This window comes from Bradyrhizobium lablabi, from assembly GCF_001440475.1.
Taxonomy (GTDB): domain Bacteria; phylum Pseudomonadota; class Alphaproteobacteria; order Rhizobiales; family Xanthobacteraceae; genus Bradyrhizobium; species Bradyrhizobium lablabi.
Genome location: NZ_LLYB01000064.1, coordinates 1 through 25,081 on the forward strand (window position 1 = coordinate 1; position 25,081 = coordinate 25,081).

General features: G+C 58.2%; 14 protein-coding genes and 5 pseudogenes. 2 read left to right on the forward strand and 17 right to left on the reverse strand.

The features are described 5' to 3' along the window. Nucleotides 1-558 precede the first annotated feature (558 nt). From CQ14_RS14780 to CQ14_RS44635, 9 genes and pseudogenes are all read right to left on the reverse strand, one after another. Complete coding sequence (locus CQ14_RS14780; protein ID WP_057858612.1) at nt 559-1,236, reverse strand: 2OG-Fe(II) oxygenase; 678 nt, start codon at nt 1,234-1,236, stop codon at nt 559-561. Between the two features lie 38 nt (nt 1,237-1,274). Further along, the coding region (locus tag CQ14_RS42235; protein ID WP_347337136.1) for a GFA family protein at nt 1,275-2,489 on the reverse strand (1,215 nt) is incomplete at its 5' end. A gap of 3,139 nt (nt 2,490-5,628) precedes the next feature. Then, nucleotides 5,629-6,930 carry an FAD-dependent oxidoreductase gene (locus CQ14_RS14800; RefSeq protein WP_057858615.1) on the reverse strand — a complete coding sequence of 434 codons (1,302 nt, stop codon included), beginning with the start codon at nt 6,928-6,930 and terminating at the stop codon, nt 5,629-5,631. 85 nt (nt 6,931-7,015) lie between these two features. Continuing rightward, nucleotides 7,016-7,387, reverse strand: a pseudogene (locus tag CQ14_RS14805) (adenine nucleotide alpha hydrolase family protein); the annotation flags it as partial. 1 nt (nt 7,388) lies between these two features. Then, the gene (locus CQ14_RS14810; RefSeq protein ID WP_057858617.1) at nt 7,389-8,231 is read right to left on the reverse strand and encodes an electron transfer flavoprotein subunit beta/FixA family protein; all 843 of its coding nucleotides are present in this window, start codon (nt 8,229-8,231) and stop codon (nt 7,389-7,391) included. Nucleotides 8,232-8,986: 755 nt separating this feature from the next. Continuing rightward, nucleotides 8,987-10,810 carry a nif-specific transcriptional activator NifA gene (gene nifA / locus CQ14_RS14815; RefSeq protein WP_057858618.1) on the reverse strand — a complete coding sequence of 608 codons (1,824 nt, stop codon included), beginning with the start codon at nt 10,808-10,810 and terminating at the stop codon, nt 8,987-8,989. A 220-nt stretch (nt 10,811-11,030) separates the two neighbouring features. Then, entirely contained in the window at nt 11,031-11,810 is a 780-nt protein-coding gene (locus tag CQ14_RS14820) for an SDR family NAD(P)-dependent oxidoreductase (protein ID WP_057858633.1), read from the reverse strand. Nucleotides 11,811-12,527: 717 nt separating this feature from the next. Next, on the reverse strand, nt 12,528-14,363 hold the full coding sequence (locus CQ14_RS14825) for an NEL-type E3 ubiquitin ligase domain-containing protein (protein WP_057858619.1): 1,836 nt from the start codon (nt 14,361-14,363) through the stop codon (nt 12,528-12,530). A 435-nt stretch (nt 14,364-14,798) separates the two neighbouring features. Then, nucleotides 14,799-15,047 (reverse strand): annotated as a pseudogene (locus CQ14_RS44635) (IS66 family transposase); the annotation flags it as partial. Nucleotides 15,048-15,794: 747 nt separating this feature from the next. Here CQ14_RS44635 and noeE point away from each other — a divergent pair. Together noeE and CQ14_RS48240 are read left to right on the forward strand one after the other, a co-directional pair. Next, nucleotides 15,795-16,757 (forward strand): nodulation protein NoeE, encoded by a 963-nt coding sequence (noeE, locus tag CQ14_RS14830; RefSeq protein WP_063800357.1) that lies wholly within the window; start codon nt 15,795-15,797, stop codon nt 16,755-16,757. Between the two features lie 380 nt (nt 16,758-17,137). After that, nucleotides 17,138-17,275 (forward strand): annotated as a pseudogene (locus tag CQ14_RS48240) (transposase); the annotation flags it as partial. Between the two features lie 202 nt (nt 17,276-17,477). On the opposite strand, the gene CQ14_RS14835 reads toward CQ14_RS48240, so the two are convergent. From CQ14_RS14835 to CQ14_RS46260, 8 genes and pseudogenes are all read right to left on the reverse strand, one after another. Continuing rightward, a partial coding sequence (locus CQ14_RS14835; RefSeq protein ID WP_245320353.1) for a nodulation protein NodZ occupies nt 17,478-18,308 on the reverse strand: 831 nt, incomplete at its 5' end. A gap of 54 nt (nt 18,309-18,362) precedes the next feature. Further along, nucleotides 18,363-18,469 (reverse strand): annotated as a pseudogene (locus CQ14_RS46255) (nodulation protein NodZ); the annotation flags it as partial. Nucleotides 18,470-18,861: 392 nt separating this feature from the next. Further along, on the reverse strand, nt 18,862-20,907 hold the full coding sequence (locus tag CQ14_RS14840) for a carbamoyltransferase family protein (protein WP_057858634.1): 2,046 nt from the start codon (nt 20,905-20,907) through the stop codon (nt 18,862-18,864). A gap of 92 nt (nt 20,908-20,999) precedes the next feature. Next, nucleotides 21,000-21,788, reverse strand: coding sequence for an ABC transporter permease (locus CQ14_RS14845; protein WP_057858620.1), 789 nt, complete (start codon nt 21,786-21,788; stop codon nt 21,000-21,002). Between the two features lie 3 nt (nt 21,789-21,791). After that, a complete protein-coding gene (gene nodI, locus CQ14_RS14850; protein ID WP_057858621.1) occupies nt 21,792-22,706 on the reverse strand; it encodes a nodulation factor ABC transporter ATP-binding protein NodI in 915 nt (304 codons plus the stop codon). A gap of 9 nt (nt 22,707-22,715) precedes the next feature. Then, nucleotides 22,716-24,425, reverse strand: coding sequence for a nodulation protein NodU (gene nodU / locus CQ14_RS14855; protein ID WP_057858622.1), 1,710 nt, complete (start codon nt 24,423-24,425; stop codon nt 22,716-22,718). A gap of 9 nt (nt 24,426-24,434) precedes the next feature. Then, on the reverse strand, nt 24,435-24,901 hold a 467-nt coding region (locus tag CQ14_RS14860), incomplete at its 5' end, for an SAM-dependent methyltransferase (RefSeq protein ID WP_245320354.1). Between the two features lie 57 nt (nt 24,902-24,958). Further along, nucleotides 24,959-25,063: pseudogene (locus CQ14_RS46260) on the reverse strand (SAM-dependent methyltransferase); the annotation flags it as partial. Between the last annotated feature and the right edge of the window lie 18 nt (nt 25,064-25,081).

Genomic DNA, 25,081 nt, shown 5'->3' on the forward strand with positions numbered 1-25,081 from the left:
ACGACAAATGCGATTCTAGCTCAATCGCTTAGCCGCTCTTCACGGACGACTCATCAGGATGCACAAGGAAGACCCCGAACTCCTCAAGCGGTGGAATCGGTGAGCCCCTCTCCGCGGCCTAGCGCGGATGAGTACTCTGCAGGGGCTCGCGGCTCGCGATCTCTAACTGGGCACGATCAATTCGGATCGTGTCCTTGCGCTTAGCCCCCAAACCCTAAACGCTCGTAATGCGAGGTCGGTGACGCGGGCTCCGGCGACGTTGATGGCACGCGATCACTGGGTCAGAGCGCTAGCATGCGCGCGAGCGTTGTCATTATTGCTCATCGTCATGCCCCGGCTTCTCCGGCAGGACGAGTTTGCCCGGAATACCGAACCAGCACGATCAACGAATGTGCGATAGCCCTGAGCGACAGGGCAATGGGTTGAGCCAGAACAAAGCCGTTCCGCTATGGCCACGGGCGACGAAGAGAATCTTTGTGCGCCGCTACGGGCGCATCCAGTTAGGGCATCCGGCCCGCATCAATATACCTCATCCCGACGCCATTACAGGCGTGCCATCTAGCTAGCCGACCGCACGCGAGCGGCATGGTCTTCGACTATTCTGCGGTTCGCACCCCCGAATTTTGAGCAAAAGTAGACGAGTGAGCGACGCTCCCCCGCGTGCACCTGCCGTACCTCATGCCAGAACCTGCATGTTGTGATAAGCACTGCTCCTAAGTGCGGCCGAAACACTTGGAGTTTACGGTCGGGTGGATACACCACGAACTCACCGCCCTCGAACTCTGTCGCGAGCTGAACAATTACAGAATACTCGAAGTCGGGGTCGCTCTCAGCATCCAAATGGATACCAACGAAGGACCCAGGCGGCATGCGATGCATTTGGCATCGGCGAATCACGTACTCCGATGACGCTCCGAAGATCCTTCTGAGCGCAGAGACCCGCTCTTTTCTTTCCAGTAGTTCGATGATCTGCGCTGAAGCTGTACCATTCACGTTGCTAGGATTATGGCCGGCGTGATCTAGCCGCACTCGTTTCACAAAAACATTGTGACAATCGCCGGCATCTCCTTTCCGAACCTGTTCTTCTGGAATATCGGACTGAAGCTGATCGATCCTCGTCAACTCGTCTTTGGTGAACAGCGTATCGGGGGCAATCAGGACCGTACCTCTATCTGCCAGCTCTGCACCGTATTTCGCGATGGCATCTTCTGAAAGCAGACCACGTTTATCACTCATTGTGCGCGCCTTTCGGATTCACTCAAATTCGCCCTCCTCTAATCCGCGTGCAACGAACGGATCGCCAAATCCCAGTTCTCGCCGTCGAAATCCTCTACTTTTATGCTTTCGATCGTCGTTTTATCTAGGCATCGAACATTTACGCTGAATCCTGAAGGGTTCGATCGCGGTCGATAAAATGGCTTTACGCCACAAACCCGACAAAACGTATGCCGAGCGATGTTCTTATTGAACTGGTATGTAGTGAGGAGGTTTTCGCCGCATTCAATCCTGAGCTTGTCATCGGCAACGAGCATGTGCACAAATCCTGACATTTGGCAGATCGAGCAATTGCACTTCACTGCAGAAATCTCTGCTGGCGCTCGTACGTAGAACTTGACAGATCCACAATGACAGCGGCCGCTGTGTTCCACCTCCGCCCCACTATTTCCGTGAGGCGAATAACTTCCGACTAGATTGCGGCACCACTCTAAGCTGAGACCATACGCCCGATCGAATTCATCCAAGAAACGGTTATTGCAGTCGGCAGGAACCAGTTCGCTAATGAGCCTGGTTGTCATCTCTCCGTGATATTTCTCCGCAGGATCCTCGCCGCCGACATGGGCCTGGAAATATTCAAGATCGTCAGATCGAGCATCAAACGTTTTGACTAAAGTAGTCCACAGTGCCTGGATCATCTCCGCAGCATGTAGCTCGAAGGCGACCATGTGGGCGCAGCGGACTATGGCATCTCGCGACGACAAGCCATGATATAGCGCACGAAGGTACCGGCTCGTTCTGGTGCTGTAGTTAGGCTGTATTGCGCGGCCAAGTAGGCGCGACGCATCTCTTCTAAAGAGCTTTGAGTGGAAGTTTTCTGTGTCCAGAATACTGGGTAGCGCAGCGTTGCCGCCCTGGAGAACCCGACTGTGTCCTCCCGTTTCATCCCAACAGATAAAGTTTGCGACCACACTGGTCAGCTCAACGTCCTTCGGGAGCCCTCGATTGCGGTGCATTGCCTCGAATACGAGATCCTTTTGCGATCCCGCCTGCAGATATGGGAACGCCTGTGACATCGCGAAGTATCCAGGTAGTAGACTGGCAACCTGATCTTTGGAGATTTCCGCAGCAAACGGATGGGCGCCATGCAGATCCCGGGCTCTGCGCGCCAAGTGCTCGCCGACCGGTATCTCTGAAGGTTGATCTAGTTTAGAAGAAGAAGGTTGGGATAGCGTCATTCGAGTCCGGGCATGCAGAGAGAGAGAGAGAGAGAGNAGCTTTTCTTGCGCTAGACCTCGGAGCGCAACCNGATACAGATCTCCTCGGATCGAGAGGCGAGTTCATTTCCATTCAAAGAACTGTTACTCTTCGTGACGACTTTCGACCTGTCGATCCATTCAGTATCCTCCGGCTTTGCTACAACTTACTTGTTAACGGATGTGCGAATTTTCTCGCACCAAATGATTCCGTCGTTTCGCAGGCGCGCTCATTGGCTTCTCGATTGTGAGCTGTAGTTTCTACCGCGGTCGGGTCGCTTGCGCGAGATCAAGGCAACTCCATTAGCATTTCGTATTGGGGGTTGGAGGGAGGTCCGTGGGCCCGCACTTGCGCTATCGCGGCGCGCGGTCAGGCACACGGTCCTTCACTTCTTACGCCTGACCAGAACCGCCAAGGGAAGATATGCGCGCCTTCACTTTCGCATGCCCGATCAACAAGATGATAGTCCAGAAGTGGCTTGAAGCTGATGCAGAGGCGACAGAACGAGAATTTCAAGGCGTTGTCTGCCCCGCTTGTTGGCAGTTGCACTTCATAAGTCGCAAGACTGGAAAGCTGCTGGGGCAGAAAGAAAAATGACAGCGCCTTACAACTCTGGTGCATCTTGTGTGCTCTACCGGCTCTAGCGGTCACTTCCGTCTCCGCCCAGTACTCTCGATGGGGCGCTATGTAGGAGAGAGCGTTGGCCAGCTGTTACAAGCCCGCGGCTCATGCGTGTAGCGCGGCCCCTCGAACTACCGAGCGGCCCACCCGATAGCCTTGTATATCTGAACCAATTTCAGGTGCACTCGTAGGGCATTGATGTCAGTCGCGGTCTGAGCGAGAATCGGTATTTGTCCAATGCGGCTGTGGTACGACACGCCGGGCCTGCTTGCAAACCGGCCCTTCCCGGCCAAAAAGCCGCGCTTGCCTGCGATCACCCCGGGCAAAGACCGGGATTTCCATGTCAGCCTTCCCCTAGCGCCACCCGTCATGCGAGCTAGGTCTGTTGGGTCGCCATCATTTCTTTCTCCATGTTGTCCTGCGGTGCGTGTCCGGCTGGAGACGCGAAGTCGGAAACCTGACAACGCGGCACTATCATTCCACCTCGTCGTCCGGACCCAGAGCCTTTTGCTCACCTCAAGCAAGGCCCGTACCAATTCTCGCGACGTGTCCGGTTGGAAACGATCTGAGCGGAAGCGCGTGGTTATGCCTTTTTCAAGCAAGGCTCACGCAATCACTTTTGCGGCGGGCCGATTGCTGGGAGACGGGCCGGATCGATTAATCGATTTGTTTGATTGATTCAAACCGATGCCATCGCCGCCATGGTTGAGTGATGGTCCGCCGATTCAGGCTTCGCCCGTCCCTCAGTGGACTCCCGCATGGCGTTCGCCTAGAAGCGCCTTTGGTTGTTGCCGCAGGGCGGCAGCGACGCCGCCGCATCGAGATGGGGCTTGTGCTGACGGAGATCGAGCATTCGCGCTGCAGTCGACCTCAGACAACTTGTGGCCCGTGTTGAGCTGCTGCACACCACCTTCGTCGAGGTGATTTGCTCAATATTCTTGGCACCTACAGCAGGAGCTGAACTGTTAGCGCTACTGTTGATCATCCTGCGGCCCTTGCTCGCGCTTTGCGACGAGCGCTCCTGGATTGCGCTTTTGGCGTTCACGCACTGCAAGGCCCCCGCCTCCCTGTGAACTCCCGAACGCCAAGACCATGTACATGCGCAAGGCTCGCGCCAATATTCTCAGACAGACCGCCCTTTTAAGGAGCTCGCGCCCGGCGCCAATTCGTCGCCTGCCATCTTGGCTCAGAGCTGGTCGCTCGATTTCTGGTCCGTCACAACAAGGAGAAGAATGATTCAGGGCTATTGTCCGATCTGTATTTGCTGCCCAAAGCCGAGCGTCAGCGCGGCAGACTGTGAACGCTTCGAACGAGAGGTGGACTATGTCACTGGCTCCAACATGAAAACTGTCGTCAACTATTGTACGCACCGTATCACCTAACCGGAGCTGGCCTCTCCGCCGGCCCGTGGGAGATGTCGAGCGCATTGAGGTGACGGATCGTGCGGCCTATCAAGCTGAATTGCCGTCGTCGGCTAGGAAATGATCCAGGAACTCTACGAGAAGTATATCGACAGATTCAAGCCAGTGTCGGTCTGGACGGAGCGCATCAAACCATGAGTTTGGCCGGGGCGAGGTTATCGAAAGCTCGCCCTCGTCATCGGTTCGTCCTCGGACGCGCGGGAGGACCTCGCGGGGACGTGCGCGGGCGTCTTGTACTGCCGCTGAACTCCAATAGTCTGCGAGCGATGCGGCCGAGCAGCTCGGGATTTTCGACAATGCGGGACCATTTACTGACGCCTTGGACGGGAGAAGCACAGTGGGACGCGGTATTGACTCTAACAAGGCACGATCTTGCTCGTGTAGCGCTACCGCAAAGCTTGGGCGAGGAGCTTGGCTAACTTGGCTGATCGTCCGGACCGATGATAAGGCTTCACCCGGCTGTTGGCTGATGTTGGCGGCCGTGCTCGGCGTGATCGCGGCACTCGCTATTATCCCGGCACCGCCAAGCCGTCGAGAGTTGCGAAGCCGTCTCGGCCTGAGCGACCCAACAACGTTCTAGACGTGCAAGCCACACTAGCAGCGGTCCGAACCGCTAGCCGGGCGAATTGTCGAGCTTCTGTGACTTCGCGTGCTCCTCGTCTTCGGTCTCCTTGCCTTCGGGCGCCCCGTCAGCATTCGTTGGTGGCAGGGCGGGAGTGCGACCACGCTTTTTCATTAACGAAAGGTGCGCCTGGGCGAGAGCTGTCTTCGATATAGTTTTACACATGATCAGCGGTGATCTTTGCCTCTACCAGAATGGTCACCAGGGTGGGTCAACGCAGCCGGATAAGCGTTCCCGCTTGCTCGCCGATGAGCTGGGAGGGCGGCATTCGGTGCGCCTCTCAACGGTAGTCTGCGCATGGCCTTCGTGTTCGACTCGTAGCGGCGCGGCAACAGCTTCAGCAGCAGCTGACGAACGGCACTGACGGGGCCTCGTGGGGCCGCCCTTGATGTAGCTGTTTGCGACGCATAACGGGCTATAGAACAGCTTGTCATTTAGCGCACCGAATGCTCGAAGTACATTTCCGGCGTCTCGCTCGAACTTAGTGCTGATTCAGCGCCAGGCGCGCGGCAAGCGGAAGCCATCGCCGAAGAGTCCGGTCCACGACCACATATCACAAAAGCATTTTGAATTCGGCTTGCCCTCCCCCGCCTTTGGCCCGACGCCGAAGCGTGCGAAGTTCACGATGGCCTTCGAGACGAGCTGCGGATAGCTGAGGAGAAAGTTCTCCGGCTGGGTATGGATCAGCGCGGGCATATACTTGTCGTTTTTCAGATCCTCATACGATTCATTCAGCATCTTCTTGTACAGTGAAAGAGTACTCGACGTGCTGCGAGCACCGCGCGACTTTACACGGAAGATCGCTTCCGCGGCAATTCTTCCAGAGATAATCGCAAGGTTCAGACGTCCACAATCGCTGGTATTGTTGAGTTCGGCGGCATCCCCAACCACCACCCAGCCTTTGCCGTAGAGCTGGGGTATGGTGTTGTAGCCGCGTTTCGGGATGAGGTGCGCGGAATATTCCTTGAGCTCTGAGCCGTTGATTAGCGGCAGAATCGACGGATGACGTTTGAAGCGTTCGAGTAGCCCGTAGGGCGTTTCGCCCGTTCGCTGGAGGTCGGAGACGAGGCAGCCGATGCCCAGCGAGATGCACTCCCTATTCGCATAGATAAAACCCATGCCCGTCATGCCGCGCGAGATGGTGCCGGCGGCCTCGATGATGACCCCTTCGTCGCGCTTGAGATTAAATCGGGATTCGATGATCTCGCGCGGCAAGAGGTGCATTTCCTTGACCTGCAGCGCAATCTGGTCGGGCGTCAACCGCTCGCGCAAGCCCGCGCGCGTCCCGAGCCAGCCATTGGCGCCCTCGGCGAGCACCACTACATCGGCGTGGATTATGCCATCCTGGCGGTCGGTACGCACACCAATGACGCGGCCGCGACAATTCTGCGCCAACTCCGTAACTGTACTCTGGTACAAGACCGTGGCACCGGCCTCCCTCACCTTCCGGGAGAACCATTTATCGAATAGGGCGCGGATAACGATATACTGGTTCGGTCGCTTGGTGTTGCAGTCGTTGAAGCGGTAGCGCAGCCCGACATGGGAGCGGCTATCCAATAACCAAAAGCGCTGCTCGACAAGGCGGCGCTCGAGCGGCGCGCCCTCGCGGAAATCGGGGGCCAGCTGTTCCATGATGTCCCCATCGAGGATGGCAGCCCGCACGTTTTTTGATCCGGAATATTCGCCGCGCTCAAGCTGCAGTACCTTCATGCCACGCTTGGCCATGGTCAGCGCCGCCGCGTTGCCGGCCATTCCGGCGCCAACCACGATGGCATCGAACCTCTCTTCGATCATTGGCCTCTCCCTTGTTCAGTGGCGCATGTTCTCAAAGCGTACGCTCGCTTGTGACGCGGTCGCGTGAGCGCGGCGAACATCGAAGGCGGCACAAGATGGTGACTCCCAACAGCAGGATCTCCGCCTGATGGCTGTTGACGAGATCGGTCGGCTCCATGCTGTAGGACTCGTCGCGGTAATCTGCGAACACGTTGACGGCTGCGACTAGGCAGAATTCGACGGCGGCGCTGCGTGTCGCCTCGGCCTCGGGACCGACAACCGGCGCGAGATCAACCTTCCGCTTCTCGGCGAGCTTGCGGCCCGTGCCAGGAGATTGGATGCACCTGCCCGCGCCCCTGTTCGAAACGACCCAGACATGCTTATCCACCTTATGCCCCGGCAGCGCCTTCTTGGCAGCGCGCCCTTCGCAAGAAACGCGGGAGCTCTTATCAGATAGCTCATCGCCAAGCCCCTTCAGATCAGGCATCGCGAGCTAGCGCCGCAAGGTCGGCTTCTAGCTTGGGCTGGTGCTTGAAGATGGCGTCGATCAATGCTTGCGCCGGCTGCTCGGCGGCCTCTACCAGCATCGCCTTCTCAGCACGCGCGGACGGCGCGAAGACACGCTTGACGACGGTTGGCGAGCCCTTGAGACCGCATTTGGAGATGTCCTCGACGCCAGCCTCCTGGGCGCTCCATTTCACGATCGGCGCCCGGGCGGCACGCAATGCATCGTCCATGGCACCGCGGCGAATCTGGTTGGTTGCCTCGAGCATGGTGATGAGACACGGCAGCCTGGTGCGGAGCACCTGGACGCCACCTTCGGAGCGCCGTTCTGTTTCTATTGTGTGCGCAGCGAGATCCAGCGCCCTGATCTTTGCGACGTAGGTAAGCTGCAGCACACCGAGCCGCTTCGCGACGCCGGGCCCAACCTGCGCGGTGTCGCCGTCGATGGTCTGCTTACCGGTGAAGATAAGGTCCGGCGGGCCATATTCCTTGCCGATTTTGCGGATGGCGGTCGCGAGCGCGTAAGTCGTTGCCAGCGTATCGGCGCCCGCAAAGCAGCGGTCGGTGAGCAGTACGGCGCGATCGGCGCCAAAGGTCAGCGCTTTGCGTAATGAGTCCTCCGCTGATGGCGGCCCCATTGTAAGGACAGTGATCTCGCCACCGAACTTATCGCGCAGCTCCAACGCGGCCTCGAGCGCGAAGAGGTCGTATGGATTAATGATGGTGGGAACACCCTGACGCATGATCGTGTTGGTCACGGGGTGCACGCGGATCTGCGCGGAGTCGGGAACCTGCTTGATGCAGACGACGTTGTGCATGTGCTTCTCCAGACGTTGCAACGGCTGGCGAACAGAACAGCAAGTGTCGTACCATTGCGCGAATTTCAATATCGGGCAGAAATACAACGGCTTTTGGGAAGCATGATGTCACTGTCGCCTGACGTTCGCCGACGCAATTGCGACATTCGTCGTGACTACGACAGCCCGGCTCTCGCGGCGTGATTTGTTCTTGATCTCTCAATGAGAGCGGCCCAAAGACAGGATGCGCTTTGCCAGAGTTGATCCACACGCGATTTTGGGTCTCGTAGCGGCCGCTGCGCTCACGAGAGAGCGTAAGCCCTGAGCCGAGTTGCACTGGACGATGCTTCGCGTCGAGAGGAGCAAGGCGCCGCAATAGGTTTGCGGCGTCTGCGACCGCAAGGCACACGGCGGTTTCTTTTGCGCAGGCCCCGCATCGCGCAGCGGTCGCCGCATACGATGCCGCGCGAATCGAACGAGGTCGAACAGCCCCCGATGGTCTCACTGACGGTATCAGGCCGTGAGCTAATGGCCGATAGCGACATGGCCAACGGATTCTTGCTGACAGCTTCGCGTTCGCACGAGCGTAGAAGGCAAGGGACCGCCTGTGCCGGGCGGTTTATCCGATGATGCCAGAATCGGCGCTGACGCGGGGGCCGCATCCTATCGTGGCTCCAGGACCGCGCCAAACCGTCACACCTCTATTTTGTTTCGCCAACTATTCGCCATAAGCGGCGATAATCACGGCCCCGACACGCCCAAAGTCCGACACTGCTTTAGAAGCGCTTGATCTCGACGCCATATTTCCTCAGGGCGTAGCCAATTTGGCGCGGCGTAAGTCCAAGCAGGCGCGCCGCCTTTGCCTGTACCCAGCCGGATCTTTCCATGGCCGCGATCACACGCTCGCGATCTGCCATCTTCGCACCACCTACAAGAGCTGCGCCGACCGGTGCCAGCGGGGCGAGCTCGCTGCCGAAAGGTGGGATCGATGTAGCAGCCTCGGCCGGCGGCGCGGCGGGCTTAGCGGGCACTGGTCGGATCGGCCCCGACTGCAGCGCCATCTCTTCCGATCCGCTCTTCCACAGCATCGCGGAAAGGCACTGGCCGTGGCAGCAGGCAAAGTCGTCTCTCACGATCGATGGTCCTGGTGTCAGAGTGGCGGTACGCTGCACGCAATTCTCAAGCTCGCGGACGTTTCCGGGAAAACCGCAGTTCATCAGTACTTCAACCGCGCTTGCATCGAAGGTAAGCGTGCGGCCGTTCTCTCTGTTGAAATTCCTGAGAAACTCGGTCGCGAGGAGCGGAATATCACCGCGCCTTTCGCGCAACGGCGGCAGCAGCAAGGGGACCACGCTGATGCGATAATAGAGGTCGGCGCGGAACTCGTTCCTTGCCACCGCCTCTTCCAGGTTCTTATTCGTGGCGGCAATCACGCGAACATCGACCTTAATGGTCTGGTTGCCACCGACGCGCTCGAATTCCTGCTCCTGCAGTACGCGCAACAGCTTTGCCTGGAATGAGGCCGAGATCTCGCCGATCTCGTCCAAAAATAGCGTTCCCTTGTCGGCGAGCTCAAAGCGGCCTTTGCGCGCAGTGAACGCGCTGGTAAAGGCCCCCTTCTCATGGCCGAACAATTCGGATTCAAGTACCGTCTCAGGCAGCGCCGCGCAATTGAGTTTTATGAAGGGCCGCTTGGCGCGCGCCGACCGCTCGTGAATGGCCTTAGCGACCAGCTCCTTTCCGGTACCGGACTCGCCGCGCAACAGCACCGTGCTGTTTGATTTGGCTACGACGGCGATCTTCTCGAGCAGCCTGCGCAGCGCCGGGCTGTCGCCAATAATCCCCTCGACATGAACCTTCTTGCGCTCCCGCGCGGGCTGTTTGAGCTCGGATAATTCCTTTTGAAGCCGGTCCTTCTCCGCCATCAGTCGCTCGCGGTCACACGCGAACAGCCGATGCAGCTTCACTGTCTGCCCCGCTAGGTTGGCGATCATTGTGAGCAGCCGGACGTCGTAATCGAGCCGGGCGCTCGACGCGTCGTCTAGGATGCGATCGATCGTCAGCGTGCCCACGACATTCGCATCGATGCGAATGGGAACGCCGATGAACGAAACTGGCGTGTCGTCGGAGGCCCCGAGCACCTCCTTGTCCGCAGCACTAAAGCTCGGATGCACTGCTACGTTTTCGGCCACGAGCGACTTGTCGGACGCCACGATCTCGTCGATTACCTTCTGCGGCAGGCGCATCCGGAAGCGCTCGTCGCTCCCTTCGCTCCAGCCGGCGCCCACGGTAATGTCCGGCACGCCCTCATCGTGGAACAGAGAGACGATGCCGTGCCGCATCTGCACAAACGATTGCAGAAGATCGACGACGTTGGCCAGCGTGACTTCTAGCCGGCAGGGTGCGGTGAGTACTTTCGATATTTCGAAGATCCCGATAATCGCGCTCTCGTACAACGGCACATTAGGGAGCGCGTCGTCCGTCTCGGAGTTTGAGTTAGGCCTTTCGCGTACGGAAGGGATATGCAGCATGACGACGTCTCCGTTGTTATGACCATCCTCCCTGTCATCCTGTTCGGACTTGCGAATATTGTGTTGCATGTCATCCTCGATCTCGCCCCCGTTTTAGGACGACGCAAGAGATAACTTCTTATTATGGCACGATGGTAAAACTGCATCGCGACACGACGGTAAACTTACAGTGTGCTTTGACTTGCTTATTCTCTGCTCTTGCGAACTCGTCGCGCGCATTCCGTGGGAACACGAATTCCGTTGATGTAGATCAAATCAGCTGCGACTTGTTTCTTGCAGGTACATTCGATCACAGGTGTTGGCCGCCATTAATCGGCACCTCGGTGCCCGTGACATAGCTTGCCGCATCCGAGCATAGGAAGAAGATGACCTTCGCGACTTCTTCGGGTGTGCCCACTCGGCGCAGCGGAATATTTGGTACAAGACGCGCTTCCGTGTTCGGCGACAAAATATCGGTCCTGATCTCGCCGGGCGCGATCGCATTCACGCGAATGCCATGCGGTGCATAGTCGTGCGCCATTTCGCGCGTGAGACACGCGAGCGCGGCTTTCGATGTCGCGTAGGCGGAGCCGGCAAACGGGTGCACTCGTGACCCTGCGATCGAGGTCACGTTGACAATCGATCCTGACGCTGCTTTGAGCCCTTCAAACAGGCCTTGCGCGAGCAGAATCGGCGCCACCAGATTGAGGTGGAACACCTTCATCCAGGTTTCGACTGACGTCGTCAACGCCGTCAGTCGAGTGCCATTCGGCGTCTTCGGTGAAATGCCGGCATTGTTGATCAAGCCGTGCAATGGCGCGCCTGCGAGGCGCTCCTTGATCTCGGCGATGGCGCGCGGCAGCATGCGATGGTTGCTGAGGTCGACCTGAATATGGTTGTCGGCCCCTGACTTCCACGGGCAGCGCCCGCCATCGAATGGTTGGCGCGCGCAAGAAATGATGCGCCAGCCCGCTTCCGAAAACAGCTTTCCGGTGGCGTGACCAATGCCGCGCGACGCGCCGGTTAGCACCAGCGTCTTCTGTTCTCCCTGCTGGATGCGGACTCTATCGGTCTGAAACGGACAGCCCACGTCGGTCGCCGACGGTGGACTAGCGACCGCTTCGTCGTTTCTCAGATCGAGACTCAAACGCGCCTCCCAATTCTCCTGCCCTTGCCCGTGAACGCGGTGCAGGATTTGGGCCAGTGCGATGCAAAGGAACGCTCGCGCGTTTTGCGCCCCAATGTCGCGCTCGCAACAGCTTGGCTGGTTCCCCACATCGGGCGCGTTTGCTTTCGGACAATAGCAAACGCAGGTGCACAAGCCGATTTTCGAGTCTCGCGTAACGTGCGCGGCACTACCAGTTTGGCTCCGTATTGCTCCATGGCGGCCCTAATGCGCGCTGGTTTACTCGCAAGTATTGTCAATGCGGTCGGGCCAGGTCCGTCAGCTAAATTGCTGCGCAGATCAGAACCGCCGGCGAATTCATTTAGTTCGCTCTCACACCGTTCGATGCGCTGGAATGAAGTATTGCTGTTGAGCAATCCGCCCTTCCTCTACCGGCCACGTCATTCCAATTCATCATTTCGTGATCGAATTGGGTCTCACGATAGGCGGCAGCAAGCTCTCCCTTGCAGGCGTTTCTCGACGGCCTTCCGTCATCGCAGTCCTTCTTGAGCGTGGCGATGGCTCAGCTAGTTAGCTCGGCTTGCTGCTGCGGCCGCGGAGCTGCCAGGCAGGCATAATCTCTCATCTCGACCGCGGCGACGGCCGAAACAGCGATTGACAGTCCTCGCATGAACGGCCGCTTCACAGCTCGAGCCCGTGCTTTGCGAGCACCTGGCGCGTTAGCGCACCCTTGATCTCGCTGGCGATTTCGTTGCGGATCTGGGCTCCGAGCTCCCGCTCGGCATCGGGGTCGCCTGTCAGACCATGCTCGGCAAGACGCTGGTTCAGGCGAGTTTGAAACTCCTCGCCCATCGCATCGATGAGCCGCTCCTGCATCGCTGCATGATCTTCGGGGGCGATGCGTCTCAACACGCTCTCCCAAGGGTACCAGCCCCTTGCCAGGTAGTCCGCGAATCCCGTCGCCTCCTGTTCCCGCACCGTCGTCGCGGCCCTGGCAACGTCGTCTTCTGTCACGTGAGAGATGTTCAAGAAGCGCATGTCTGGGGCGACGTGCCGCAGCTCCAGAGGGTCGCGCAGCTGGGTCTGGTAGGCAAGATAGACCTCAATCTCGTCGATGTCGGCGTCCGGGTCGGCACGGCGGAGCGAGTTGACCGTCTCGCGCGCGATCCCGTCCAGCGCCCTCAAGCGGAACATCACACGGCCGCGCTGAAGCAGTTCGTCGAGCCGCCTGTCATACGCTCCGTCCTCGACATCAGCGTTCTGGCGTGCGGTCTGCATGCCGTTCCAGGCCAAAGTGATGCGATCCTCGCACCTCTCGCTCGCTCCCAACGCCGCGGCGAAGTACTGCTCGCGCAATCGCGGCCTGACCGCCGCCTGCCGCAGATCGTCGGCCACCGTCTGCCGGAACGCCTCATTGCCATAGTTCACCGTGCCACGGAGCCTGTCGAGGAAGCGTGCGTAGTCCTGAGCACCCGGCTCTTGGGCGAAGCGCTGCCAGGCGGCCACTGTCTCAGTGTCGCCCTCGAGCCAGTGCGCGACAACCTCGTGCAGGGCCTGCGGCTGGACTTGCACCGCTCCCCCGGCCATAGACAAAAAGATCTGCGGGCCGGCATAGCCCCCGGCATGCATGGCTGTCGCCAGGTTGGTCAGTACCCCCTCGGGCAGCGGATTATTCTCCAGATTAACGCTGGACTCACGGCCCAGCTGCGTCAGCAGGGTCTCTGGCACGCTGGTCAGCTGGTTGTTGCTGGCGCCGAGCCATAGGAGCTCGGCGGGGATCGTCTCGGGCAGGCTAGTCAGCTGGTTGTGGCTGGCGCTGAGCCATTCGAGCTCAGCCGGGAGGGGCTCGGGCAGATTGGTCAGCTGATTGTAGTCGACGTTCAGGCGCTGGAGCCCGGCTGGAAGGTCGGGCAGACTGGTCAGCCGGTTGCCGCTGGCGTCGAGATCCTGAAGCGTTGCCGGAAGAGTATCGGGCAGACTGGTCAGCTGATTGTCGTCGACCCTCAAACGCCGGAGCCCGAGCGGCAGGTCTGCGGGCAGGCTGGTCAGCCCATTGCCGATGGCGTAGAGCCGCCGAAGCCCGGCCGGAAGGTCGGGCAAGCTGGTCAGCCGATTGTTGCTGGCGCGGAGTCGCTGGAGATCGGCCGGAAGGTCGGGCAGGCTGGTCAGCTGATTGTTGTCGACGTTCAGGCGCCGGAGCTCGGGCGGCAGGGGAGCGGACAAGGCGGTCAGGGACAGGGACGACAGATCCAGCGGCTCATCGACATCGCCCGCCTCCCGCCAGGCCCTCGTTCGACTTACCGCCTCTTGCCGATTCTCGTCTTCGCCCTGCCCCTCTTCGGCAGCCCGGCCCGTCAGGACCTGGTCCTGCGACGAGGCGGGGTCGGCGGCGGACGCCTCCGCCTCGGTCAAGACCTCGACCCACCGCGCCGCGGCCGGGGACCCTGGTTCGGAGGTTTCTGATTCGGAAGTTTCGGAAGGAGCGCCAGCGCCAAGCTGGGCCCGCTCTGCATTCATCGATGCCGTCTCCTCGGTAGCCAAATGAAGGGAACGCGCCGGAGCCGTGCCTCTCGAAGCCGGCAGCTCTCACCAGGGATGGTGATCACCGACTAACGAGGAAGCAGGCGATCACGAAGCGCGGTTGCAACCACAGAACCGCCGAACACGCTGCGCCATTCGCCCACAGGGCAGTTGCAGCAAGACCAGCACGTCCGGACGGAATCGACGGTTAATGAAAGGGTTCAGGGTTGTTTCGTTAGGGCAATACATCCCCCTCTCCTCTGCAGCAGATCAAGCCGCACATCGCAGTCCAGATAGACAGTATCTCAATGCTATAAGACTTACCTGTCCAAAAACTGACGAGTTTCGGAAGACTCATAATGCGCCGGTGAAAGCCCATCGACTCTCGAAGCTGCAGCGTCAATGGGGTCCACTGAAGAAAAACTGGTGACGGGTCTGGCGTTCGGGACGCCTTTCGCGTAAATCCGCGCACACTCGTGGTCTTGGCTACAGCCTGCTCCGCAGACAGCTCGTCAGTCGCGCCAATTTCCAGCTCTTCGGCACCAACTGGTCGATCAGCCGTGATGATCGCTCCGATCGATGGCCGTAGATCTGGCGCTCGAGCTTGCCGATCCTAAGCTTCTGATGGGCGATCAGCGCTTCGTCTTTCGCGGCTTTTGGACGGGCAAACGCGAGCGGCGCCCAATACCTTCACCAGCATTCGCATATGACCTCAAAGCTAGACTTAAGAACCTCAGAAAGACGACCGAACTTCACAAAGCAGCCGCCACCGAAGCGATACATCGAGCGCGACGTAGCAGATTTAGATGATCGAGGCCCTGAACGCATGATCCGGACTTATCGAGCGCGTGGATGCATTCTATCAAAACAATCGATTTTACGAATGGGAAGAAACGCATAGCAAAAAGTCAGTTGGAGAAATTGAATTCAGGCATCCAGAATGGTTATCGATCTTCACCATGGCTCTGAGAAGATCTCTCCCGTGCAGCGGCGAGTATCAACCGAGGCGCATGCCCATTGCGGCCACCTTCTCCGGCGGCGACGCAAGCTGCACCGCGCCGGCTTAACGCGACAAGTGCCCCCCGCGTCGCGTAAGCATTTGCCTCCGATAAACCTCCGTATAGCTTTTCCAACCTTTTTTGTATCNACCCGCCTATCTACGTACAATTGAACCAACTCTCGACGTCGCCTTTGCTTTGNCGAGCAATCAGGAGCTGCCGATTGCAGGTGCCAAATGCTTCTGCGATCCGGCCAAATGGATCGAATTCTATAGCTCGCAGATCATGCGGAAGATGCAGGCGAAGTCCTCCTCATGTCACGATGCTGCGCACGCGGTCACATGTGGAACAGCCCGGCTGCCGTTATTTCTTTGAACCGGACAAAGGGAGGCTCGGGCGGCCGCTCGCTTTGTCCAGAGATGAGGGAATCATGAGCCGAGATGCCAACGATTTGCCTGCGGTCTGCTTTCTCCTTGGCCTTCCCCGGTCGGGGACGACGCTGCTGTCGCATTTGCTGCAGCAGCACCCAGATATTATGGCGCCGCCTGAGCCCTGGTTGATGCTGGCACTTGAGGCATTTGGCAGGGTGGACCACCGTCATCCAGCGGGGGCATCACTGATTCAGGACGCAACGTCCGAGTTTTTGGGCCGAATCGATCATACGATTGTCAGTCGCGCTTTTGCCGATACGGCTTACGGTCAATATTTGGCAGCAGCGAGCAAGCGTACCTTCATAGACAAGACGCCGCGCTATTGGATGGTGCTCGATTTTTTGGATTCTCTCTATCCAGAAGCGCCACACATACTTCTGTTCCGTAATCCCTACGCTGTTGCCGCTTCACTGAAATCGACGTGGGGCATCCCGCTGGTGCCAGAAAGCTGGCCGCCCGCCAGCCTATCTGATCTCTCCGATCTTGTGCTTAGCCTACCTCCCGACATCGCATCTTCTCTCGCCGATCTCGTTCTGGGCCTACCTGCGCTCGCCGCGCACCGAGGTCGGCGGCAGACGCAGGTGGTGCGGTACGAACATTTGGTGGCGCGCCCCGATGAGGAAATCCGGCGCGTCATCGCTGGGCTCGGTTACGATCCAACGGGCATTGCATCGGCGACGATGGAGCAGCCGGAATATCTTCGGTCCAGTCGCTTCGGGGATCGAAAAATCCTGGAGAGAAAGGCAGTCGATGACCGCTCAGTCCACACTTGGCAAACCGAACTGAGCATCCAAGAGATGCAAGCAATTACGGATGCAATTGGCGCCGAGCTTTTGATAGAGCTCGGATATGAGCAGGAACTTCAGCACGTTCAGCAAGCCGGGATCGTGGATAGAGGTCGGGCTGTAACCGAACAGTATCGCCAGGTATTTCGCACTTGGTGGGATTCGCGCCGCCCCTAGTGAGAAGCTCGTGCTATATCTCCGTAGAGGCTGCGCCAATCAGCATTGTTTGGCAAAGCTGGAGAGAACTCCTCCTCGGCTTTTGACCCCTCCATAGTTCGGCAGTCGCAACGTCCAGCCGAGTCCAAGATGGCGGAGAATTTGAACCTGGCGAATTCGATGGCGGCCGTTGGAACAGGGGCTCACGCCGTAAAAGATCACTCGTAGGGGCGAATGCCATTCGTGATCGCGATGTCACCATCGAGACATTGCGGGGCATCGTCCGCGGGCAAGATGAGTCGGCGGAAGGCTTATTCAGCTACGAGCAGTTGAAGCAGCGCGTTCCCCTTGCGGCGCTTCGAACCCATTGAGACAGCGTTGAAGGACCTGTCGCGAAACTTCGAAAGCCCATTACGCCCGGGAAGCCGCTCCTTCTGCCCAAGCGGCTGTTGCGGGCTCCGCTGCTGAAAGCCTTGTACCCGGCGCGATCTGACCGGCAGTTGATCGCGCAGCTCGACTACGAGCTGTTTTTCCGCTGATTTATCGAAACCGTCGACTCCGGTATGGGATGCTATTGTGTTCTACACGAATAGGGATCGGCTGCTCGATGGCGATAATGCGGCCACGTTCTTTGTCGCAGTTCTGAACCTTAACGAAAGACGCATCCGACATCACGAACGGCGATGCTGCGCAAATGGAAGGGCGCGCCGATATGATTGACGACGGTGCGGGTTGCAAGTTTCATAAATCCAGGAGACGTTCGGAGGATTCATCAATCAAGATCACCCGACTAGGATCGTTCAAATCGAACTCAATAATGCGTGGCGCGAAGAGACGGGCATAGCGCGTGAATGCGCTAGTCGGTGGAAAGCGAATCACGGTATCGCATCGCCCGAGAAGATACATCTCGATGAGAGCGGAGATCCCGCCGTCGGGACCCAGTGCTGCACTATGTAATGGCCCTGCCTGATCCGCCTGGAACCGTTTTGGAATCGTGAAAAGATCGGGAAACACAGCCGACAGCTTGTCGAGCACCTGCGCGCTGTCGGTACACAATAATACCCCCACAGGTCCATGATGTGGTAGCGCTTTGGCCGCATCAATGGCAGTGCATACCTGCCGCAAGGCGCGCTCCGGATCAGCCCAGTAGGGCGTATGCCCCATTATATCTTCGCCGTTGCCGTGCCGAACATGAACCCCAATTATGCTGCGTCCTTCAAAGTGCTCTTGATATATGGCGTCAATCCGAGCTTGAATTTCAGACCTTGGTTTGATGCTCCGAAATATCTGTCGTTCGGCATCCTGGTCGCAACGCCACATCAAACAAGCATCACACACCACGGTGTTGGCTTCACTATCATGTTCGGCTTGGAAAAGCTCACTCAGCTCATCACGTTCTCGGAAAATCTGTTCATCCGGGCGGTAAACGCAGTCGATGGATGGCTTATTCCACCATGACGGGAAGAAAGGACCCGGAAACGAGAGCTGGTTGATCTCGTCATCGCAAATAACCCGCACGCCAGCAATATCTTTAATTGGCTCGAAGAACACCGTAAAGGCGTTCCTGAAGGGNTTCATCGAGATAACAGGAGCCACGCCAATCGATGGCCAGCGTCCGCCCCGTCNCGCTGCGCGTAACGCCAAGCTGATGCCAGCGACCACAGGCAATCACCGAAACCAGTACGCCGTCGAGAAACAACGAACCGATCGTTCATCAAGCCGCCAACAAGCATTTGTGTTTTCTCATTAAGGGAATACCGCATGGAGATATGGGTTTACGGAAACTCTAAGTATGGCTTCGCCCGATGCAACTGTCGTCAACGATGGTGATGTTAGCCAACTTGGCTGATAGAACTTCATAGCCTGCTACCATGGAGGAGCCAGGCGAAACTATTGCAGTCGACATGCTTGATTTCAGTCTATCCGCCTTGTTGCAGCAGCTCTTCGAAGCACTTTCCGGCATGTACCATGTCGAATAGAACTGCTGTGCTGGGACGCTTGCAGTCCTGAGCTCGTGCTTTGGCGCAGCGCCCAAGACTAGTAAGCATGAGTCCAGTCACCGGATATGCCCGCCCGCGCTCCCTCGCATTCGGAGACATGCACACCGAAACATTCATGGTGGGCGTTATACTTTCTCCAGCATTTGATCATTGTTTTGATGCACGCGAGCAGCATGTGAAGGATGCAGCCGGAGGCAGCGTTTCTCCCATAGCCGCCGGAGCTCCTTAACGACAGTTTCACGCCTAGCCTGATCGAACGTATTAGTATCCAGGAGATCCCCAAGTACGGCTTCGCCCTCGATCTGCATCAGTAGATCGAACACGTCCTGTGAAATACGCACACTGTCACCGCTGGAGTGCCCTTTACGGATTTGGTACACCGTCTCCTGGCGATCTCGCGCTGTATAAGCGCGGACTCCCTGGAGTCGTGCATAAGGCGGCAATGAAACCGCGAGCGCGGTCCAATCCTCCAACGTTGCCGCCCGCTTTTTGACGAGGAACGGCCCGACCACAAGTCCATCCAGCTCTGTCGTCAGAAATGTGGTAATCGCGTCTGCAACCGAATCCACGATTGGCTCAGCATTGTTGTTAAAGGACGTATTGAGCAGAACTGGTATGCCCGTCCGCTTTTTGAACGCATTAATCACCTCCCAATAGGCGGGATTTGTCTTGCGCGATACTGTTTGCAGTCGCGCAGTACCGTCGACGTGCGTTATGGCACCGAGCGCAGTTCGCTTGGAGCCGCGAACGCGAACTACGAAGTTCATAAAGGGAAATTTGCGCGTGCCGTCGGGAAGGTCGAAAAATTCGCTCGCATCCTCCTCCAGCACTGATGGCGCGAACGGTCGATAGCCTTCGCGCTTTTTGACCATCGCGTTGATCCGGTCCTTGTTTGCGGCAGGCCGAGGATCGGCAAGAATACTGCGGTTGCCAAGCGCACGTGGCCCGAACTCCGAACGACCCTGCACCCAGCCGATCACGGCGCCATTTGCCATCCACTCGGCTGCACTACCTGCCACGTCGTCGCTACGTTCGACGTCAAGATGTCCACCCCATGCCTCCAGTTCCTGCTGCACGGCGCTTTCGCTCCCGAGATCAGGACCCCAGTAGACCTCCTGCAGCCGCTCACGTGGGGCGGGCCGGCCCAGCTCATTAGACATCATTAGTGCAGCGCCCAACGCGCAGCCAGCGTCATGCGCCGCGGGTTGCACGAAGATGTCTTCAAAAAGCCCTGAATACAGCAGCTTGCCGTTCATGGTGCAATTGTGGGCTACCCCTCCAGCCAGGCACAACCGCTTCATACCGGTGGCTTCGCGATGATGACGGAGAATGTGAAAGACGATCCTCTCCAAGGCTTCCTGCAACGAAGCACTCACATCTTGATGCTGCTGCGTGAATGGCATTCCCTTTCGCCGGACCTGGATGCTCCGGCGCAGCGTCGGACCAATTCGGTCGAGATACACGCGGTAGCCACCATTGTCTAAAAGTTCGTAGAACTGCTCAAACAGCTCCCGATAAGGGGCCGGATCCCCATACGGGGCGAGCCCCATTACCTTGTATTCATCGAATAAGCCGTAGCCGAGATACCGGATCGTCTCGAGATAAAATAGGCCGAGAGAATTATTCTCCGGGAAGGTCGCGAGTTGGGTCACTTCGGTTCCAGACCCCAGAGCTAACAGGCCGGAGAGAAAATCACCAGCGCCATCTATCGCGAGGATCAGACTTTGCTCGAAGCCAGACATCGCAAAGGCGCTTACGGCGTGCGCCTGATGATGACTTACGAAAGAGACACGCGACGGATCGACTTCAGTACCAAACTCCTGCGCTAGTAACTTACGCATCACCAGTTTGGCATCCAACGGAATGGAAGCGTCCGGTCGGGACCCGAACAGGCTTTCGAGCATGGCGTTGCAATAGGTCTCGGTCGCGTAGACCGCGATACGATCGACGTCGCTGAGTTGGATCCCTGCGGCTGCTAGGCAGTATTCCATTGAACGGATTGGGAATTTGTTGGAGTGCTTAATCCGATTGAGACGCTCCTCTTCAACGGCCGCTATCACACGTCCGTCCCGGACGAGCACCGCAGCGCCATCGTGCAGAAATGTGTTCGAAAGCTCACGTGTATCTTCATGGACTTTGTCTAGTCCGCCGCTCACTCCTAGACAGAACATCTCATTCTCCATTTATCGTGACACGAGGCCCAATTGGTCTGCCGAATTCGGGGTACTGCACCGTGTCTCTCCATCGCTTCTGCGGAATGTCGTTAACGCATCAGGCGGCGGCGAAACAGCGCGATCGAAAGGAAGAACGGCAGCACCGCGTAAATGCACAGTGCACCGATATGCAGGCCTATGCCGCCGGCCGGGAGCCCAAGCATCAGTGGGCGGATGAGGTCGACCGAATGTGACAGCGGCAATAAGCCCGCCACGCGCTGAAATGCACTGGGCATCTGGCTCACCGGAAAGACTGCGCCGCATAGAAACACCATGGGTGTGACGACGAGAGTCTGATAAAACACGAAGTAATCGTAGCTTGGCGCAAGCGATACGACGATCATCGCTAGACTCGCGAAGACGAAGCCGGTGATTGCGATTGCTGGTATCGAATAGAGGATGGAAGCCCAAGCTGCGTAACCCATGGTCGCGGCAACAAGTGCAATTGCTGTTCCGGCCAGAACGGATTTAGTAGCTGCCCACGCCAATTCACCGAGAACGATGTCGCCGAGCGTGAGCTGTGTGCACAGGATTGCTTCCCAAGTGCGCTGAGCACGCATGCGGGCGAACGCCGCATACATCGTTTCGAAGGTGGCTGCGGTCATGGCGCTAGTCGCGACCATCCCACCAGCCAGAAACGCGATGTATGAAGTGCCGTCGATGAGCCCCACAATTACTCCAAGGCCAAAGCCGAGGCCAAACAGATTAGTCATGGGATCGGCGAGATTGCCGAGAACCGATGCAAGCGCGACTTTTCTCCACGCCAGAAAGTTGCGACGCCATACAGCGACCCAGTTGTACGCGTTGGCGGGCATGACGGCAGCGTAACCTTCGCGCATCGTTCAACTCTCCATTTCCCGCCCGGTCAGCCGCAAAAAGACATCCTCGAGATTCGCAGGACGCTGCAGAAGGCGTAGACCTGCGCGCCCGCGCAGCTGCACGAGCACCTCCTCCGGATCTGGCGCATAGCAAAAAAGCGTCTCGCCGCTCACTTCGATATGCCGGGCATTGGGCCTGATCAGAGAAGATAGCTCGTGCGGATCGCCGCCATAGATCTCGATCACTTGGCAGCCGATCTGCTCATCGATCAATGCGCGAGGCTCGCCTTCTGCGATCTTGCGTCCTGCTTCAAGCACGCACAGCCGATCGCACAACCGCTCGGCCTCTTCCATGAAGTGGGTGGTCAAAAGAATCGTCTTGCCTCGTGCCAGCAGCAATCGCAGGCGTTCCCAAATTAGGTGGCGCGCGTGCGGATCTAGACCGGTGGTCGGCTCGTCCATCACTAGCAGATGTGGGTCGTTGATCAGCGCACGCGCCAGCGTCAGCCGTCGCTTCATGCCGCCGGATAGTTCGGCGACGCGAGCATCCGCCTTGCTCTCCAGGCGAGCGAACTCGAGCAGCGCTGGCACAACTGCCTCGACCTCGCGTGCGCTCATGTTGAAGTAGCGGCCAAATACCAGCAGGTTCTCGCGGACGGTGAATTCCAGTTCGAGGTTATCGAACTGCGGCACCACGCCGATGCGCGCACGTGCCAGGCGAGCACGCGCCGGTACGGGCTCGCCGAGTACGGTCATCTTGCCAGCGTCCGGGGCTACCATGCCGAGAACCATACGTGCAATGGTGCTTTTGCCCGCCCCGTTTGGTCCGAGGAGGCCAAAGCACTCACCCGACGCGACAGCAAGGGACAGCCCATCTACGACGATTTTGTCGCCATACGACTTCCTTACGCAGCTAAGGTCGATTGCTACGGTGGACATATGTTCATCTTAGACTGAAAGAAGGCGTTCGGCCGGCGATCGCTCACTTACGGCCGTTTTGGTCCATAGCAGGCCGTCGCACCAAATGTGTTCAACGCGTCCCCACTGGCAGGCTGCTGCGGCATCCGGAAAAAACCCACGTCCATGGTGGTTGGCACTCGTATTGCACAGCAGCGGAATGCCCGTGAGTTCTTCATATTCGATGAGGAGCTCCGCGATTTTGTGCGGAGAGGTTCTGGGAACGGTCTGCAAACGCGCAGATCCGTCGAGGTGTATAATAGCGGGGACTCTGTTCCACCATTCTGCCCGTGTCTGGTGATCGAAAAGCATGTAAGGATCCGGCGTTCCGGGGCTGAAAATTTCCGGCGCACGATCCTCCAGGCATATCGGCGCGACTGGCCGAAAGAGTTCGCGGAGCTTGATGTCGTTGAGATGATCCTTCATTGCCGGCGAAGTCGCGGCTGCCAGAATGCTTCTGCCACCCAATGCTCGCGGTCCAAGCTCCGCGCGACCGGCGAGGAAAACAACGGGCTCGTTGCTCGCGAGGATGGTCGCAAGTTCACGCATACTGCATGGCGCAGCCTTCCATTCGGACGACACATCGCTGGGTATTAGTGCCGGGCCACTGTAGACCGACCATTGCAGCGGCACGAAGCCTTTAGCCGCTGCCATTGCGGAGCAAGCGGCACCGATTGCCGAACCGCTGTCATTCGGAAAAGGCGGCACCCAGACATCATCGAACAGGCCAGCCGCACGTAATGCGCTGTTCCATTTGATATTGAGACCGCAGCCACCGGCTATGCACAAATTGCGCGGCCCCGGAAAACACGAATGCCGCTCCAAAGCACTGGCCATTTGGCGGATAAGGAGACGCTCGAGGAAACAATGAAACGATGCAAGTACATCTTCGGGCAGCTTATCTTTCAATCGGAGCTCGCTCGCGTCGAAGAAGTCGTGCATAGCCTCCAGTGAGGCCTCCTCGCTATTGACCTCCGCACGATGACGACGAGCATGCTCCGTGTCGCCCGCAAAGCGCTCCTCGTAGAGCTCCTGAAACATCGCCACAATGTCTTCATCAACAGACCCGAGCGCGATATAGGCCATCAGCTTGCCCGCAACACCTAGGTCCCAGCTAGTACGGCTCGCCTGCCTATAAGGTCCGAAGTGATGGCCCGCGACAGCATAAGCATGGCCTATGATCGGAAACAGGCATTCGATGAAGCGCGCGCCGCGGGGTTCTACGTAGTAGAGACGTGGAAAGATGCAGCCGTCCCATACCAGGCAGAAGGCGGGTTGTCGGGCGTTTGCAAAAGGGCTCGTGCAGTATGCGGAGGCAACATGGCCTGTGACGTGCGGGTAGCTTTTATAAGGAAAGACCCGGCCGTCGAGCATCAGGTTAAAGCCGTCGCGCGACGTGAGAAGGCCATTGGCATTCCGTTCAACATACGGCGCCCCTTTGAGAGTGATCGGCGCGACCCCGCTGAGGACTTGGAATTGCGACTCGACCTGCCCGTCCCAGCCGTCGATGACGAACTGATCAACATCCTGCGGATCCAGACCATGCTCCGCCAAAGCGACAACAACTGCGTCAAGATTGTCGATGGTTTGATACCGCGGATTGTTGCTCCGTTTCTCCTGCTCGATGCAAAAGACCAGCCGTCCGTCCTCCACCAGAGCAATCGCCCCGTCATGCGTCAGCTTGATGCCGCAGATGCGCATAGTGTCTCCTCAGCAATTGGATTTAATGGACACTCGAACTGGATTCCGAAAGTAGACGAGCAAGCAGTCTTCGTTAGTCGATTCGCCCTGGCATTGTACGCGCTCGACCTCGATCAACGTTTCATTGAGCATGGTGATGACCGCCTCGGCACCAGCAGCGTGCCCCCAACGCCTGCAGGCGGCATCACGCGCCGATCCAAAGAGCAGATGCCCACCTGGCGCAAGCATCTGTACCAGATTGCGGATGGCCGCGCGTATCTCAGTTAAGTCGTCGAGGTAGTAGAGAACTTCTGCCACGACGATCAGATCGAACAGCTCTGGGGTCGAGAACTCTTGGATATCGGAAGCTATCCACGTGATGTGCGACCACCTCTTCGTCCGTTGGCACGCTCGACCGATCGCTCGCGGCATAACATCAACCACCGTGAGCCGTTGACAGTGGGGTGCCAGCCTTTCTGTGAATGCGCTGGCTGCGCNNNNACCCGACTTCCAGACCATGTGTAATAACCCCTTGGGCAAGCGACAGCCGGAGNCATTTGTGTGTGACGCTCCCGCTCGAACGGATTACCGTCGAGTCGCCACGGATCGTCGCTCGCCAATTCGAGATCTAACGATTGATATTTCTTGTTCCGGCTCACGACTTGTGCACCTAAATA